This is a genomic window from Paenibacillus vortex V453 (assembly GCF_000193415.1).
Classification (GTDB): Bacteria; Bacillota; Bacilli; order Paenibacillales; family Paenibacillaceae; genus Paenibacillus_AQ; species Paenibacillus_AQ glucanolyticus.
The window spans coordinates 1-15,453 of the sequence record NZ_ADHJ01000005.1 but is presented as its reverse complement, the minus strand read 5'-3'; the positions used below and the strand labels follow the sequence as shown (position 1 = coordinate 15,453).

Here is a 15,453-nt window from a genome sequence, read left to right as displayed (position 1 = left end):
AATTGGGGCCTATGGCGATTCTAACATCCTCATTGTCTCCCGCTTCTATTACTCCGCCTTGCTGTCCTTGGAACGACTCTTCTCGTAGGCCTCGTTAAATTGCTGCGCTTCCTTAATATCCACAGCCGTAATGCCGCCGTCATCCCATGAAGTAAGACGCAGCGTAACAACTTTATAATCTATGGTGATGTAGGGGTGATGTCCGAAAGCTTCCGAAATAGCTGCCACTTCATCAACAAAAGCGATTCCCTTCATGAAGGAGGAAAAGGTATACTTTCGTACAATCCATCTCCCTTGCTCAAACTCCCAACCCTCAAGCTTTTCCAGATGAGCCTCTACTTCTTGCTGCGTATAAAGCATCTTTTATCTTCCTCCCCGAAAAAAACCTATCGTAAAGCAGACTGACACATTGTATTGGCATTCTGTCATCTATTCTATTCTGCCCAGTATCTGTTCATAACTGACGTGATTATACAAGAGCTACAAAGGCCAGTTCTTCTTCACCAATCAAAATATGTATTCGATGGTTGGTCTGGTCATGCATGACAACGCCGCTGCCCACGCTAATAACCGGTTCGGTACCCAAAGCGTAGAACAGATCCTCTGCCAGCGCCTCATGAACCTCCGTTTTCTCGGCCTCGCCCAGATTGTTCCATTCCTCCGCTTCCATTTCAAAGAAGACATAGCTGTCGGAAATTCTCCCAACTGCTTCCGTTAATTCTGCCAGAATTTCGCCGTAATCTCTTCCGTGCTTAACGCCCATCTCGATCACTCCTTTCCTTGCCGTACTTAGCCTCGTTTCCCTTCCTTCCATTATACCGGAAATTAACAACTAAAAAAAAAAGCCCGACCTGACGATAAATAGGATAACGCCCCACAAAAGGCGCCCGGTTCTCCATGAGAGCCGCTCTGACGAATGGATTCGTTATTTTATTTCTCACGGATGAGGTGTGGTATGGAAATTTCAACAATTATAGGCTTAATCATCGGTATCGTCGCGGTAGTGGTGGGCATGCTTCTGAAAGGCGCCTCCCTTCTCGCTCTGTATAATCCGGCAGCCTATCTAATCATTCTTGGCGGCACGGCAGCAACCTTATTCATCGGGTTTCCACTAGTCGAGCTGAAAAAGATTCCAAAGCTGGTCAAGATGACCTTTCTCAAACAGAATCTGATGGACAAAACGGACATGATCAAGCTGTTTATGGAATGGGCTTCGATCACACGCCGTGAAGGACTGCTCGCGCTGGAGACCAAGGTCGATGAGATTGATGACACCTTCCTGCGTAACGGTATGCGTATGATCATCGATGGAAATGATCAGGAATTCGTACGCGATGTATTAATGGAAGATATTAATGCCACCGAGGAACGCCATCGCTCTGGCGCCTTGATCTTCTCCCAGGCGGGTATGTATGCACCATCCCTTGGGGTACTTGGAGCCGTTATCGGCCTGATCGCTGCACTTTCCCATATGGAAGATATGGGAGAACTTGCCCATGCGATTGGAGCTGCATTTATTGCTACCCTGCTTGGTATCTTCACCGGTTATGTCATCTGTCATCCCATTGCGAACAAGCTGAAGCGTCTATCCAAACGCGAAGTTGAAATCCGCTTGATGATGGTAGAAGGCCTGCTGTCCATTCAATCCGGTGTGTCCACCATCGCAATTAATCAGAAGCTCTCCGTGTTCCTGACACCGTCCGAACGGGCTGAGCTCAGTGAGAGGGAGGCTGGTGCTAGTGAGCAAAAAGACTAGGCACGAGCCGCATGAGGAGCATGCCGATGAATCCTGGCTCCTTCCTTATGCAGACCTTTTGACATTGCTTCTGGCCTTGTTCCTGGTGCTTTACGCCATGAGCGCGACCGATGCACGCAAATTTCAAGAGATGAGCGAAGCCTTCAGCGTTGCTCTCACCGGGGGTACCGGCGTGCTGGATTACAGCAAAACGCTGCCCAGCGAAGATCCGCCGAACGTTAATGATCATAAGGCATCGTCCCCTAACGTTCCCGCTACAACCCCTGACCAAAGACGGGCTGAGTTAATGCGCCAAGAACAAGAGGACCTGGAGAAACTGAAGAAGCAGCTTGATAACTATATTAAAAATAACGGTTTAACTTCGGAGCTCAGCACGAAGCTGAATCACTCCCAGCTCGTCATTACGATACGGGACAACGCCTTGTTCCCTTCCGGCGAAGCCGTTGTGAAGCCTGAGGCCCGTAAGCTGGCCAAAGCCATCTCACAAATGCTGCACAAGTTCCCGGATTATGAAATCATCGTATCCGGCCATACGGATAATGTCCCGATCGCCAACAGCAGGTATCCTTCCAACTGGGATCTGAGCTCGGATCGAGCTTTGCAGTTTATGAAAATACTGCTGACCAACTCTGCGCTTGATCCGAAACGGTTCATGCCGATTGGCTACGGCGAATACCATCCGATCGCCGATAACAAAACCGAGGCCGGACGAGCCAAGAACCGCAGGGTTGAGGTATCCATTATACGTAAATACCAGGATAGTGCAACCTTTACCAACGTTGAAGATGTAACCGACGGAAATTAGTCACTACAGACTATAACACACAATAAACAACCGATGCACCTGGTCACCAGGGGCATCGGTTGTTCTGTGTAGATGCGGCATACCGCCAAACGGCTTCCGTCACACTACTCCAGCTTGTAGTTCAACAGCCGGCCGAGCTCCTCCCTCTCCTTCTCGTTGAGATCGCGCCACGAGCCGACGCGCTGGCTTCCAAGACGGATATTCATAATCCGGATTCGCTGCAGCTTTCGAACCTCATAACCAAAGGCGCTGCACATTCTGCGGATTTGGCGATTTTTCCCCTCTGTCAGAATAATTCGGAATACACGCTCGGACATTCTCGTGACCTCGCAAGGTAGTGTCATCTCACCTAAAATTTTTACGCCACTGGACATCCCTCTCAAGAATGTATCTGTAAGAGGGCGGTCTACCGTGACAATATATTCTTTCTCATGTTTCCCTTCGGAGCGAAGGATTTTATTGACGATATCCCCATCGTTCGTTAACAGAATCAATCCCTCGGAGTCCTTGTCCAAGCGTCCAATCGGAAAAATCCGTTCTTTGTGCCCCACAAAATCCACAATATTGCCCTTGATATGCAGTTCGGTTGTACTCGTTATCCCTACCGGCTTATAAAGTGCAATATATACATGCTTCTTCTTATCTTGAAGCGGCCGCCCCTGGATACGGACATCATCGCCTTCCTCAGCCTGGCTTCCCAAGACAGCAACCACACCATTAATGGTTACCTTCCCGCTCTCCACCAGCTTATCCGCTTCACGACGCGAGCAATATCCTGTTTCACTGATAAATTTATTAATTCTCAAGATGTCATCCCCTTATCTGTAACTGCTTCCCGCTCAGCCCTCAATTGCAGTCCGCTGCACTGCAGGCAGGACAATACTCACCTTTGTGCCTATGCCCACTTCACTCTCAATCTCCATCGTGCCACGATGACCCTGAATGATACGCTGGCTGACCATCAACCCAAGCCCGGTACCGGTCTCCTTATTGGTAATAAACGGTTCACCTAGATGTGGCATAAGTTCTTCCGGGATGCCTTGACCCTCATCCCGAATGTCGATCTGCACAAGCTCTGCGTTAGGTCGTTTAAGATCGATCCAGACATTGCCGCCTTCCGGCATCGCTTCAATCGCATTCTTGAGCAAATTGATAAATACCTGCTTAAGCTGGTTCTCCTCACAGTGGACAAAGGTCGGTTCTACAGCAAATGTCAATTTGAACTCGATCCCGTACAGATGGGCCTGGCTATCGAGAAAAGATATGACATCGCCCATGATAATTCTAACGTCTCTCTCCTGAAAATGAATTGCCTGCGGCTTGGCTAATATCAGGAATTCACTGACAATCAGGTTGATTCGATCCAGCTCCGACAGCATCAGATCAATATGATCCGGATTGGTTTTATGGGTCTGCTGCTGGAGCTGCAGAAATCCGCGAAGGGTCGTCAGAGGGTTCCGTATTTCATGTGCAACCCCTGCCGCCAGCTGTCCAACCGTATTCAACTTCTCCGAACGCCGCAGCAGCTCCTCAATCCGATTGCGTTCTGTTACATCCCGGGACACACTAATCATCGAGGTAACCTCACCATTCTCATCCCGCACCAGCGAGGTGCTGATGCTGACCTCAATCGTACTGCCATCCTTGCGCAGACGAACGGTCTCAACCGGGGAAAGCCGTTCCCCGGCCCGCAGCCGCCGGATGCGTTCCTTTTCTTCTTCCTCTTTGGCCGGAGGCACTAACGCAAGCTTCCGCCCGACCACCTCATGCGCCTTCCAACCATATAATTGTTCAAACGCTTTGTTCACGCTAATCACACGTTCATAGGTATCTGTGGTATGAATCGCATCCGCCGTTTGATTAATGACGGATTCCAAATATTCCTTAACGGACTGATTCTCATCAACCATCTGCTTCAATTGACTCGTATAGTTACCCAAATTGCGGGTCATCGCATTGATTCGGCCTGCAAGCTGGCCCAGCTCATCCCGACTGCTTACCTCCAGCCTTCTATCAAAGTGACCGTCGGATACGTCGTTGACCGTCCCCAATATGGCTTGAATCGGCTTTGTAAAATAACCCGCTACAATATAACTTCCAAAAATCACGATTTCCAGTAAAACCAGCGAGATGGCCACAAGACTGATCATCTGCTCCCTCATGACAGAGGAGATGGCCTCATAATCCATGACCACACTGATAATACTTGTCGGTTTATCCTCAGATACGATGGGGATAAAGCTTTTCAATACCTTTTTACCATGAATAGTGCTGACAAATACGACATTATCACGGGTAGCAACAGCCTGCTGTACGGCCTCCATATCCTGATCCAGGCTGCCGTAATCATAGGTACCGAACGTTATCGGTCGATTGCGAAGCTTATAATGTACGTCGTCCGTTCCATCCTCCCTCATATATTCATTGCCAAACGTTTCAGGGTTGATGCCTGTCACTTCCAATATTCGCGGATTGGATTTCAGCGTCTCTTCCACGACCGTATCCGGACTCGTAATTTTCACAAAATCCTTGATGTTCGAATTCCGTATGTAGGGATCAATGATATAATTGCGTTTGCCGTCGTAATAGTACCCCCATTTATCAATAAATTCCGGATTGGATGTGGAGAACTCAAACGGTCCCGACCGAGAAGTGTTCGGCGTGCTGCCCCTCCGTAACCGAATACGACTTTACCATACTGAAACAGCTCCTGAAACGCGGTATACCAATAGCCCCATTTCTTAGTCGAAAGACCGATTTCCTCTTCCGCGGAGGAACGGGCAACCACGATATCATCTTGAGTGCGGACCAGCAATGAAATATGCGTGACGCCGATCTCCTTGCTGAGCTCTTCCAGCTGCCGATTGGTTATATTTTTAATATCCGGATCCAATGCTCTGGCCGCATTGACCGAGGCCACCTTCAGCATATCGCCGAATATGTCATCCACATATCCAGAACTAAACCCGGTTTGCTGGACCGTTATGGCAATCTGAGTAGCTGCCATTACCATCTTGGTTTCACTATCCTGCTGCAAATTTTCCTGGGTTGTGTAATAGTTCAGCGTAATGTTGAGCAGAAGAATAAATAATACCGATATGGACATGATCATCGATAATTTCGTCTTGATCGACAAGTGGCATCTTCACCTTTCTGCTATCACATAGACGACTTGCGAATCTATATTCTCATGATACCTTGATCACGAACGTTTGAAAAGACAGGCATAACAACGCTTTTTTACACAATCACATTGCTATTGAAATAGGGAATCCTTACAATAAAGAGGTCATTCCAGGCGAAAAAAATAACGTATCCACAGATTGCGCACAAATACACAACTCATCTGTGGACAATGTGCATAACTTTGTGCATAAAATTTAACTTATCCACAATTCTGTCCACATCATGTTAACAAACGAATAAATGTTCGTTGAACAATGGGTATAAATACAGGGTTTTGACTGGATGTGAAAGGAGACTTTCGTTTGATACCGAATTCAATAGACCCACTGACTGTGGATAATCATAATCATGAACACTGGATGAGAGAAGCCATTGCAGAAGCACGTAAAGCCGAGGAGCTCGGTGAAGTTCCTATTGGCGCCGTCATCGTTCGTGGTGATGAGATTATTGGTCGCGGATACAATTTGCGTGAAACAACTTATGATGGAACGGCTCATGCAGAGATGGTGGCCATCCGTGAGGCAAGTCAACATCTTGGAGCGTGGAGACTGCTGGACTGTCGTCTGTACGTCACGCTGGAGCCCTGTCCCATGTGCGCAGGTGCCATCGTGCAATCCCGGGTTCCGCAGCTCATCTATGGCACAGGTGACCCCAAAGCTGGTTGTGCAGGCACTCTGATGAATTTGCTCCAGGAGCCGCGCTTCAATCACCGCACAACTGTCATAGACGGTGTACTCCAGGAAGAGTGCGCTTCGCTGCTCACTCAGTTTTTCCGGCGTTTGCGTGGAAAATGACCATATGTAAAGAAACAGAAAACCCGGCCATGACGGCCGGGTTCTGTTGTCTATGATGATCGATATTAATAAGTGCCCATTTGGCTCATCGATTCCTCAAATTGCTCCATCGTGATGACATCAGCGTCTTTTGGAATACCGATTTTGAACTCTTGTTTTCCGTTGATGTTGTTGTATTGGGTACTACCCTTCACAGCCAACTTCACGTTCTCATTGGTTTCTGGATCATTGAAATCCACGTTCAACACAACATCTTGATAAGCAGGGAAATCTTTTTTATCGATCGCTGTATTGATGTTAAAAGTATTGATCTTCAGGTATTTCTGGATTTCGTCCAAGCCCGCTTTGAATTCGTCTTGGTTCACAGCAGATACTTCCGCTTTAGCTGCGTCAATATCTTCTTGCGTCAGACCCAGCAATTCACGGTACTCGTCTTTAGCTGCAATATCAACTACCTTCGGAGCAACCTTGTTTACCAGGATGTCTAATGCTTCATTAAGCGTATCATTGGTTACAAAGAATTGAACGACTTGTTTCGCATCCACGCCCTCTGGAAGCGCAGCATCTTTTACATTGATATCTTTGAAGTATTTGGCTTGATCATATTCGCTAAGCAACGCTTCAAGGATTTCATTCACGAATTTCTGAGACTTTTCGGTATCCAGGCTCTCCGGACTAAATGTTTCGCCGGATTGCTCAGCAAGCTCTTTCATATCCATCACGAGGTACTTACCTACAACATCCTCTGGGAACGGAAGCATCGGAATGCTTGGAACCTTGACGTAGATCTTCTCATTGGTCATTACCATATCAATGTTGATGGACATGGCCATGTCGCCCTTCAGATTGATCCCCATGTTCATTTCGGTTTGCATAGGCTCCGCTTGATAGATGCCATCCAGCGTAACTTCAGCATTTTTCAACATTGTCATCGCCTGGGTTACACTTGGGTCGCCTTCAACTGCAGGTATGTTAACTTGAAGGTCTTCAATGACAAATTTACTCTTCATTTCGTACGACGTCATCTTCATGGCATTCGTAGCAGCATTGGTCATCGCCGCTTTAGGCTCTTCTTTTTTGGCGCAGCCGGATAGCACAACCGTCACTGTGAGCAGCAGTGTCAGCATGATAGCTGCAAACTTCTTGTTCATTAAAATTTTCTCTCCCCTCTAACATACAAAAAAAATAACAGACCTTCTAATCATAAACCATTTACCTAAAATGAGAAACACTTTCTGGAATATTTGCTGAAATTTATATTTCCTTTCTTTTTCCAGGAGTCTTAAATTTGAACTTCTTAACATGCGAATAAGGTGGGGCCCCAGAATATTACACTTGCACACTAATACGGAAGATTTATGAAAAGGTTTCATAACGAAAAAAAGAACCTCCTGTCGAATTACAGGAAGTTCTTACGATTCTTGCTTCTAGCGCTTCTGTATTAGCGCCTGGGGCCGTTTAGCCTTCCGGGTTGAAATGCCCGTCCTGCTTACGGATCTTCGCTCTGTGTGAGCCTGACAGCGGCTCCTGACCGCCACGGTCATGATCCTTGCGCTTTTTCGGCTGCTCTTGTGCTTCAGGTACTGGAATCGACTTTGGCTTGCTCATCTGATAGCCCTCCATTTCGTGGATAACAACGATGGTTTCGGCAATCCTGTCCTGATTTCGTAAAGTGAAGGGACTGGGATATGTCATTCATATAATCAGTGATGCGTGATTTGCTGCAGCGCTTGAGCACATTCATGAATATGGCGTGTATAGTCGCCTACCATACCCTGAATATTCTCGTTACGCTCATCTGTCGTTGCGCCATCTCGCTCCACATCGACCAGCTCTACCTTCACTTCCCTTGAATCCACATAGGTGCATTGAAAATCAAACGAATACTCTTGGCGCCCTGCCGCACCGATGTGAATACGGATGGCATTCGCATCCCCTTCGTCCGCAGCCACTTCGGCGCGATCCCCCGGCTTTAGAATCGTTGATAGCCTTTCCTGCCAGGCATTGACCAGCATTGCCTGATCTACATTCAGTTCTGAGTTCATGTTCACACCTCCCCTTCTCTATAAATTGCGATAATGGGCCTTGTTTTATACAGCGTCCATCCACATAGCCGAACTTTACGGAAAAGCCGCGTAACGATGTGCCCTTGCTAAAAAAAGATACAAAAAACCGTTTCCCTAAGGAAACGGCTTGTACTTGTTATGTATGGCGGAGAGGATGGGATTCGAACCCATGTGGAGTTGCCCCCTAACGGTTTTCAAGACCGCCCCGTTATGACCGCTTCGGTACCTCTCCATGTGGCAGTGATTACACGTAAATTAATCACGTGCAAAAATCATTATACCACAAGACAAAATAATTTATCAACTATTTTTTCTGCTCAATGATACTGACGTTGCCCATATAAGGACGAAGCACTTCTGGAATGATCACCGAACCGTCTGCCTGTTGATAATTCTCCAGAATGGCAGCAACTGTACGGCCCACAGCGAGCCCGGAACCGTTTAAGGTGTGGACAAACTCCGGTTTGCTCTTCGGCTCCGGACGGAAGCGGATATTGGCACGACGAGCCTGGAAGTCCCCTATATTCGAACAGGAGGAAATTTCCCGGTATACGCCGCTCTCTGGGAGCCATACTTCCAAATCATATGTCTTCATGGAGCCAAAACCCATGTCCCCTGTACAAAGGGCCATCACGCGATATGGAAGATTTAGCAGCTGAAGCACACGCTCTGCATCCGTTGTCATCTTCTCAAGCTCATCAAAGGATGTTTCCGGATTTACGATCTTCACCATCTCCACCTTATTGAACTGATGCTGACGAATGAGTCCGCGTGTGTCGCGCCCTGCCGCACCGGCTTCGGAACGGAAACAGGAACTGTAGGCCACATAGTATTTTGGCAGATCCTCGATGTTCAGGATTTCTTCACGATGGTAGTTCGTTACGGGAACCTCCGCCGTTGGGATCAAATAGTAATCCGTATCGCTGATCTTGAATAAATCCTCTTCAAATTTAGGAAGCTGTCCGGTTCCGTACAGGCTGTCCCGGTTGACGATATATGGAGGCAGCATTTCTTCATAGCCGTGTTTGTCGCTGTGCAGATCCATCATGAAACTGATTAAGGCACGCTCCAGGCGAGCACCCAGACCTTTATAGAACGTAAAGCGGGAACCTGTCACCTTCGCACCTGCTTCAAAATCCAGTATGCCCAGATTCTGAGCAAGCTCCCAGTGAGCCTTAGGCTCGAAATCGAAGGCATTAGGCTCCGCCCACCGGCGGATCTCCACGTTCTCCTCCTCCGAGGCGCCTACCGGCACACTCTCGTGAGGAATATTCGGAATCGCCAAAGTAAGCTCGGAAATACTCGCTTCCAGCTCACGCACTTCCTCATCCATCGCTTTAATCCGGTCTGACACTTCTCGCATCTCCAGAATCAGCTCATCTGCATTCTCACGATTCTTCTTTAGCCTGGCTACTTCAGCCGACACGGTGTTGCGGCGGTTCTTCAAACTTTCGCTTTCCTGCAGCAACTCCCGGCGCCGGGCGTCAAGCTTAGGAAAATCCGCAATTAAATCGAGCGATTTGCCACGATTCTTCAGCGCTTCTTCTACACGACTGTACTCGCTGCGCAATATTTTTACGTCTAACACGGGAAACCCTCCTAAAGTAAAACATCCATCAGTATATCGAAGCAGCTGCCCTCTATGTCTACAAAAAGCCTTGGGACAAGGCTGCATGACCTCTATTACATACGATACATCTTATTGCATTTCAGCGAAAAAGACAACTTGACTCCTGTATACTGCCTAAGAGTCAAGATGTCTTCTGCTGTATCTATTACTTCTGTGCGGCTGCGGACTGCGAGCGGACCATCTCCACAAAATATTGATGGAGACGATAATCGTCCGTCAGCTCCGGATGATACGAGGCCGCAAGCAGATGCCTCTGTCTGGCTGTAACGATCTCATCCTTATACGTAGACAGAACCTCAACGCCTGCGCCCACTTCCAGAATCAGCGGTGCTCGAATAAAGACAGCGCGAACCTTCTCATCGATTCCTTTGACATCCAGATCAGTCTCAAAGCTCTCGCGCTGACGTCCAAATGCGTTACGGGCTACCGTGATGTCCATGAGCTTCAAATGCGCCTCTTCATCCCCTTGAATTCGCTCAGCAAGCACAATCAGTCCGGCACAAGTACCGAATATCGGTTTGCCTTGGGTTGAGAATTGAGTAATTGCATCCATAAAGCCGTATTTACGCATAAGCTTGCCAATGGTGGTGCTCTCTCCGCCAGGAATGATTAAACCGTCAACGTCCTGAAGCTGCTCTCTCCGCTTGATCGGAACGCCCTCTGCACCGGCAAGGGATATGCTTCGAATATGCTCTGCAACGGCACCCTGAAGTGCCAGTACTCCGACCTTCATGTTACCCCTTCTCTCTTACCAGCCGCGATCCTGCATACGCTCGGCTGGACTAAGCTTGGATATCTCGATGCCTTTCATCGGAGTACCCAGATTCTTGGATACTTCGGCAATCAATTTATAATCATCATAATGTGTAGTCGCTTCTACGATCGCCCGTGCAAATTTCTCAGGGCTGTCCGATTTGAAAATACCGGATCCCACGAAGACCCCGTCAGCGCCCAAATGCATCATCAATGCGGCATCTGCAGGTGTTGCTATACCACCAGCTGCAAAGTTAACCACGGGAAGCTTGCCTGTCTCATGGATGCCTTTCAGGAGGTCATAGGAAACACCCAGGTTTTTCGCTTCTGCATAAAGCTCGTCCTTCGACATGTTACGAACTTTACGGATTTGGCTGTTGATCAAACGCATATGGCGAACAGCTTCCACGATATTGCCTGTTCCCGGCTCACCCTTTGTACGAAGCATTGACGCGCCTTCACCAATACGACGCAGCGCTTCACCAAGATCCTTCGCTCCGCATACGAATGGTACCGTGAAATCCCATTTATCGATATGGAACACTTCATCAGCCGGTGTCAGAACTTCACTCTCATCAAGGTAATCCACACCAAGAGACTCCAGCACTTTCGCTTCGACATAATGACCGATACGAGCTTTGGCCATAACCGGAATGGATACAACCTTCATGACTTCCTCAACGATCGTTGGGTCAGCCATCCGTGCCACTCCCCCAGCAGCGCGAATATCGGAAGGAACGCGCTCCAGCGCCATAACTGCCGTTGCACCGGCAGCTTCAGCGATTTTCGCTTGTTCCGCATTCATGACGTCCATAATGACGCCGCCTTTTTGCATTTCCGCCATACCTCTTTTTACCGTTGATGTTCCTGTTTCCATGTCCCCTAGCCTCCCGATTATATGTTGTATCTCATCGCCATAACGCAATCCTGGCGATATGGTCTGTGCCTATATAGGTACATACTTGCAATGAATCTAACTCGATATTTTACCGCATCAAAATCAAATATACAACCCATTTACTCGGAATTTATAGCTGTTAAAAAAGATTTTTGATGGAATCAAACAAATCCGCAAAAAAATCGCCGATTGCCCGCAGGAACAAACTGAACCAGCCTGCCTTCTCAACCTCATCCGCCGTGATTAAGTTCACCGTTTCGGTCTGGGCATCCTTCATTCCTTCAATTTTATAGGTGTAGGTCACCGTACCCACCTTCGTACCTTTAGCCACAGGAGCTGTCATGCTGGAGGAGTCCAGCTTGGCTTCGAACGTAATATTCTTGCCAGTCGATCCTTTGGGTACAACAAAAGTGACTGCTTTATCGGTTACGACTGCTGTTTGCTTGCCTTTACCCTTCTTCACCTCAATGCTATCAAAGCCTTCAACGGTTGCCCCAGCAGCTTGAACTTCCTTCACTTCGAAGTTGTCAAAGCCGTAATCCAGGACTTTTTTGGATTCTACAAAACGAGCTCCTTCGGATTTTGTGCCCATAACCACGCTAATCAGACGCATGCCATCACGCTCAGCGGTACCCGCGAAGCAATACTTAGCTGCATTGGTATGGCCTGTCTTTAATCCGTCCAGACCTTCGTAAGCATATTTCTTGAAGTTGGTGATATCTTTATTGGCTTCAAGCATCCAGTTATAGTTGATAATTGGATGCGTGTCGCGCGGTCGAAATTTGTGGGATTGAATGGCCGTGAATCTTGCAAAATCAGGATGATCCTCAACGATGAATTTGGCCAGTAACGCTGTATCCATTGCTGACATTACCGTTTCCTTGTCCTCTGCAGGACGATATTTCTCGGGCATGTCCGCACGGCTGAGACCTGTAGAGTTAATGAAGAATGCCGTTTTCAGCCCCATCTTTTTTGCCGTGTCGTTCATCAGGGTAACAAACTCTTCCTCGGAACCAGCCACATGCTCAGCCAGTGCTACCGTAGCATCGTTAGCTGAACCTACAGCCATAGCTATGTAGAGCTCTTCGACTGTATGTTGGTCGCCCTCAGCCAAAAATATCCGTGAGCCCACCGTTTTTTCTGCATTCTCTTTTACCGAGACCATTTCATCCCAAGCTAGCTCACCTTGCTTAACTTTCTCCGCAACGATGTACTCCGTCATCATCTTGGTCATGCTGGCCGGCGGCAATGCTTCATCAGCATTAACCGATAACAGGACCTGCCCTGTAGAAGGCTCGATCAATACGGCAGAGCTGACGTCCAATCCAAGCTGATCTATGGATGGAACTTTATCCGGCTTGGCATTATCCGTTGCAGCCTTGTCGGTTGCTGCTTTATCATCTGTAGCATTGGTCGTATCCGCTGTTGCCAGCATATGAGGTGCTGCCAATGAAACCGCCGGTGCAGCGGAGAAACACAGTATATTAAACAGCATCAAGGATGCCAGCGTTCTTTGAATTCGTTGTCGTTTATTCTTCTTTACAGACTTGTCTATCAATGGAATAACTCCCCTCTAATTCTCAATAAGTCATTAACTTGTTCTATTCTATCATAGGGGGGGTATCAAAAAAAGACAAGCTAGATGAATTTCATCCAGCTTGTCCAGGAAATAAATGACATATATTGTCTATCCTTGTTTCACTTCAGTGTATTACAAGGAATAGTTAGGTGCTTCTTTGGTGATTTGGATATCATGCGGATGACTCTCGCGAAGCCCTGCGCCTGAAATACGGATAAACTGAGTGTCATTACGCAGCTCATCCAGGTTTTGCGTGCCGCAATAGCCCATGCCGGAACGCAACCCACCAATCAACTGATGAATGGTATCGGCCAAAGGCCCTTTGTAAGCAACACGACCCTCGATGCCCTCCGGCACCAATTTCTTGTCGTCATCCTGGAAGTAACGGTCTTTACTGCCTTGTTTCATAGCAGCAAGGGAACCCATCCCGCGATACGCCTTGAAACGACGTCCTTGGTAGATCTCAGCTTCGCCCGGGCTTTCCTCCGTACCGGCAAACATGCTGCCCAGCATGACGGCACTTGCTCCGGCTGCGATGGCTTTCGTGATTTCTCCGGAGTATTTAATACCGCCATCGGCAATAATTGGCACGCCGTACTCCTTAGCAACGGTCGCACAGTCATAAATTGCTGTGATTTGCGGTACGCCAATACCAGCAATGACGCGGGTCGTACAAATGGATCCCGGTCCGATACCGACTTTAACAACAGATGCTCCGGCTTCGATAAGATCTCTTGTAGCTTCACCTGTAGCTACATTACCCGCAATGATGGTTAGATCCGGATAAATTTCACGCAGCTTGCGAACGGAATCAATGATGTTAATGTGATGTCCGTGAGCGGAGTCAACAGTAATGACGTCTACACCGGCTTTTACAAGCGCTTCTGCTCTTTCGAATGTATCTTTGGAGATCCCGATTGCCGCACCCACCAGGAGACGTCCTTGTGCATCCTTCGCCGCTCTAGGGAACTGAATTGCTTTCTCAATGTCTTTAATTGTAATAAGCCCTTTAAGAACATTATCTTCATCTACTAGAGGCAGCTTCTCGATCTTATGCTTTTGCAGGATCATTTCGGCATCCTGAAGCGTCGTTCCTACCGGAGCCGTTACCAGGTTCTCACTGGTCATCACTTCACTGATTACCGTACTGTAGTCATGCACAAAACGCAAATCACGGTTGGTCAAAATCCCGATCAGTTTATTGCTCTCATCCACGATCGGCACTCCGGAAATCCGGAATTTGCCCATGAGTTTCTCTGCATCGGATACAAGATGATCAGCATGAAGCGAGAACGGATTCGTGATAACACCGCTTTCCGAACGTTTAACCCGATCTACCTCTTCTGCCTGTTGTTCAACGGTCATATTTTTATGAATAATGCCGATTCCGCCTTCTCTAGCAATGGCAATTGCCAAAGGAGCTTCCGTTACGGTATCCATTCCAGCACTGATGAGGGGAATGTTCAATCTCACATGCTCGCTCAATTTTGTGCTAACATCCACTTCTTTTGGAAGCACCTCGGATTTTCTAGGAACCAACAATACATCGTCAAAAGTGAAGCCTTCCTTGCTAAACTTATCTTCCCACACCTGGGTTATTCCTCCTTTTTGTCGTCTTCCTGCGGACTACAACTACTGTCAGAGCGGGACCGGACGGCATTTTCAATGTATTTTCAGAAATATATTATTGCCATCTTAGCAAAGGGCCCATAGGCTGTCAAGGATTGAATTGGCCCTTTTTATGGAGGTCACAAGTATCCATCCAGCGCGTTGCCTTGTCTCTCCATAGTGGACAAAACCATTAACTTTCTTCTATAAAATGGAGACTTATCCACGTTTAGACCTTCTCTGCCATTACCCTGATCGCCTCGGATGGGATCACAGCAGCCTGTCGCATAGTATCACCCAAGCCAGCACGGGATAGTCTGTTATTTACAAATGTAAGAGCTGGACTATAGGAAAAGACCGTTATCGATTACTCGATAA

At 47.7% G+C, this 15,453-nt stretch carries 16 protein-coding genes and 1 tRNA gene; 3 read left to right on the top strand and 14 right to left on the bottom strand.

What is annotated here, in order from left to right; all coding sequences use genetic code 11:
* Nucleotides 1–48: 48 nt before the first annotated feature.
* Together PVOR_RS02365 and PVOR_RS02360 are read right to left on the bottom strand one after the other, a co-directional pair.
* Complete coding sequence (locus tag PVOR_RS02365; protein WP_006207475.1) at nucleotides 49–360, bottom strand: 4a-hydroxytetrahydrobiopterin dehydratase; 312 nt, start codon at nucleotides 358–360, stop codon at nucleotides 49–51.
* 109 nt (nucleotides 361–469) lie between these two features.
* The gene (locus PVOR_RS02360; protein ID WP_006207474.1) at nucleotides 470–763 is read right to left on the bottom strand and encodes a hypothetical protein; all 294 of its coding nucleotides are present in this window, start codon (nucleotides 761–763) and stop codon (nucleotides 470–472) included.
* A 192-nt stretch (nucleotides 764–955) separates the two neighbouring features.
* Between PVOR_RS02360 and motA the strand changes: the two genes are divergently transcribed.
* Nucleotides 956–1,756, top strand: a complete 801-nt coding sequence (gene motA, locus PVOR_RS02355) for a flagellar motor stator protein MotA (RefSeq protein ID WP_006207473.1) — start codon at nucleotides 956–958, stop codon at nucleotides 1,754–1,756.
* The gene (gene motB, locus PVOR_RS02350) at nucleotides 1,740–2,561 is read left to right on the top strand and encodes a flagellar motor protein MotB (protein WP_006207472.1); all 822 of its coding nucleotides are present in this window, start codon (nucleotides 1,740–1,742) and stop codon (nucleotides 2,559–2,561) included. Before motA ends, motB begins: the two co-directional genes overlap by 17 nt.
* A gap of 104 nt (nucleotides 2,562–2,665) precedes the next feature.
* Here the strand turns inward: motB and rluF are convergent, their stop codons facing one another.
* The 3 genes from rluF to PVOR_RS31255 are packed head-to-tail and all read right to left on the bottom strand — an operon-like array spanning nucleotide 2,666 to nucleotide 5,697.
* A complete protein-coding gene (gene rluF, locus PVOR_RS02345; RefSeq protein WP_006207471.1) occupies nucleotides 2,666–3,367 on the bottom strand; it encodes a 23S rRNA pseudouridine(2604) synthase RluF in 702 nt (233 codons plus the stop codon).
* 33 nt (nucleotides 3,368–3,400) lie between these two features.
* Entirely contained in the window at nucleotides 3,401–5,083 is a 1,683-nt protein-coding gene (locus PVOR_RS02340) for an ATP-binding protein (protein ID WP_234972748.1), read from the bottom strand.
* Complete coding sequence (locus PVOR_RS31255) at nucleotides 5,080–5,697, bottom strand: hypothetical protein (RefSeq protein WP_234972747.1); 618 nt, start codon at nucleotides 5,695–5,697, stop codon at nucleotides 5,080–5,082. The genes PVOR_RS02340 and PVOR_RS31255 overlap by 4 nt, the downstream gene beginning before the upstream one ends.
* Nucleotides 5,698–6,049: 352 nt before the next feature.
* On the opposite strand from PVOR_RS31255, the gene tadA reads away from it, so the two are divergent.
* Complete coding sequence (gene tadA, locus PVOR_RS02335; RefSeq protein WP_006207470.1) at nucleotides 6,050–6,541, top strand: tRNA adenosine(34) deaminase TadA; 492 nt, start codon at nucleotides 6,050–6,052, stop codon at nucleotides 6,539–6,541.
* 65 nt (nucleotides 6,542–6,606) lie between these two features.
* Here tadA and PVOR_RS02330 read toward each other — a convergent pair whose 3' ends face one another.
* The 9 genes from PVOR_RS02330 to guaB all read right to left on the bottom strand — a co-directional run bounded on the left by PVOR_RS02330 (nucleotide 6,607) and on the right by guaB (nucleotide 15,057).
* A complete protein-coding gene (locus tag PVOR_RS02330; RefSeq protein ID WP_006207469.1) occupies nucleotides 6,607–7,692 on the bottom strand; it encodes a hypothetical protein in 1,086 nt (361 codons plus the stop codon).
* A gap of 307 nt (nucleotides 7,693–7,999) precedes the next feature.
* Nucleotides 8,000–8,149, bottom strand: coding sequence for a hypothetical protein (locus PVOR_RS02320; protein WP_006207467.1), 150 nt, complete (start codon nucleotides 8,147–8,149; stop codon nucleotides 8,000–8,002).
* A gap of 95 nt (nucleotides 8,150–8,244) precedes the next feature.
* On the bottom strand, nucleotides 8,245–8,586 hold the full coding sequence (locus PVOR_RS02315; RefSeq protein ID WP_006207466.1) for a hypothetical protein: 342 nt from the start codon (nucleotides 8,584–8,586) through the stop codon (nucleotides 8,245–8,247).
* Nucleotides 8,587–8,750: 164 nt separating this feature from the next.
* Nucleotides 8,751–8,839, bottom strand: a tRNA-Ser gene (locus PVOR_RS02310).
* Between the two features lie 72 nt (nucleotides 8,840–8,911).
* Nucleotides 8,912–10,195: a serine--tRNA ligase gene (gene serS, locus PVOR_RS02305; RefSeq protein WP_006207465.1), complete on the bottom strand. Its 1,284-nt coding sequence runs from the start codon at nucleotides 10,193–10,195 to the stop codon at nucleotides 8,912–8,914.
* A 187-nt stretch (nucleotides 10,196–10,382) separates the two neighbouring features.
* Complete coding sequence (gene pdxT, locus PVOR_RS02300; protein WP_006207464.1) at nucleotides 10,383–10,970, bottom strand: pyridoxal 5'-phosphate synthase glutaminase subunit PdxT; 588 nt, start codon at nucleotides 10,968–10,970, stop codon at nucleotides 10,383–10,385.
* 15 nt (nucleotides 10,971–10,985) lie between these two features.
* Nucleotides 10,986–11,867, bottom strand: a complete 882-nt coding sequence (gene pdxS, locus PVOR_RS02295; RefSeq protein WP_006207463.1) for a pyridoxal 5'-phosphate synthase lyase subunit PdxS — start codon at nucleotides 11,865–11,867, stop codon at nucleotides 10,986–10,988.
* Nucleotides 11,868–12,027: 160 nt separating this feature from the next.
* Entirely contained in the window at nucleotides 12,028–13,446 is a 1,419-nt protein-coding gene (locus PVOR_RS02290) for a D-alanyl-D-alanine carboxypeptidase family protein (protein WP_006207462.1), read from the bottom strand.
* Between the two features lie 153 nt (nucleotides 13,447–13,599).
* Nucleotides 13,600–15,057, bottom strand: coding sequence for an IMP dehydrogenase (guaB, locus tag PVOR_RS02285; protein WP_006207461.1), 1,458 nt, complete (start codon nucleotides 15,055–15,057; stop codon nucleotides 13,600–13,602).
* Nucleotides 15,058–15,453: the final 396 nt, after the last annotated feature.

Excerpts from the sequence above, each read along its gene's own strand:
- PVOR_RS02365 (WP_006207475.1), bottom strand. The coding sequence starts at position 360 with ATGCTTTATACGCAGCAAGAAGTAGAGGCTCATCTGGAAAAGCTTGAG.
- PVOR_RS02360 (WP_006207474.1), bottom strand. The coding sequence starts at position 763 with ATGGGCGTTAAGCACGGAAGAGATTACGGCGAAATTCTGGCAGAATTA.
- motA (WP_006207473.1), top strand. The coding sequence starts at position 956 with ATGGAAATTTCAACAATTATAGGCTTAATCATCGGTATCGTCGCGGTA.
- PVOR_RS02330 (WP_006207469.1), bottom strand. The coding sequence starts at position 7,692 with ATGAACAAGAAGTTTGCAGCTATCATGCTGACACTGCTGCTCACAGTG.
- PVOR_RS02320 (WP_006207467.1), bottom strand. The coding sequence starts at position 8,149 with ATGAGCAAGCCAAAGTCGATTCCAGTACCTGAAGCACAAGAGCAGCCG.
- PVOR_RS02315 (WP_006207466.1), bottom strand. The coding sequence starts at position 8,586 with ATGAACTCAGAACTGAATGTAGATCAGGCAATGCTGGTCAATGCCTGG.
- pdxT (WP_006207464.1), bottom strand. The coding sequence starts at position 10,970 with ATGAAGGTCGGAGTACTGGCACTTCAGGGTGCCGTTGCAGAGCATATT.
- pdxS (WP_006207463.1), bottom strand. The coding sequence starts at position 11,867 with ATGGAAACAGGAACATCAACGGTAAAAAGAGGTATGGCGGAAATGCAA.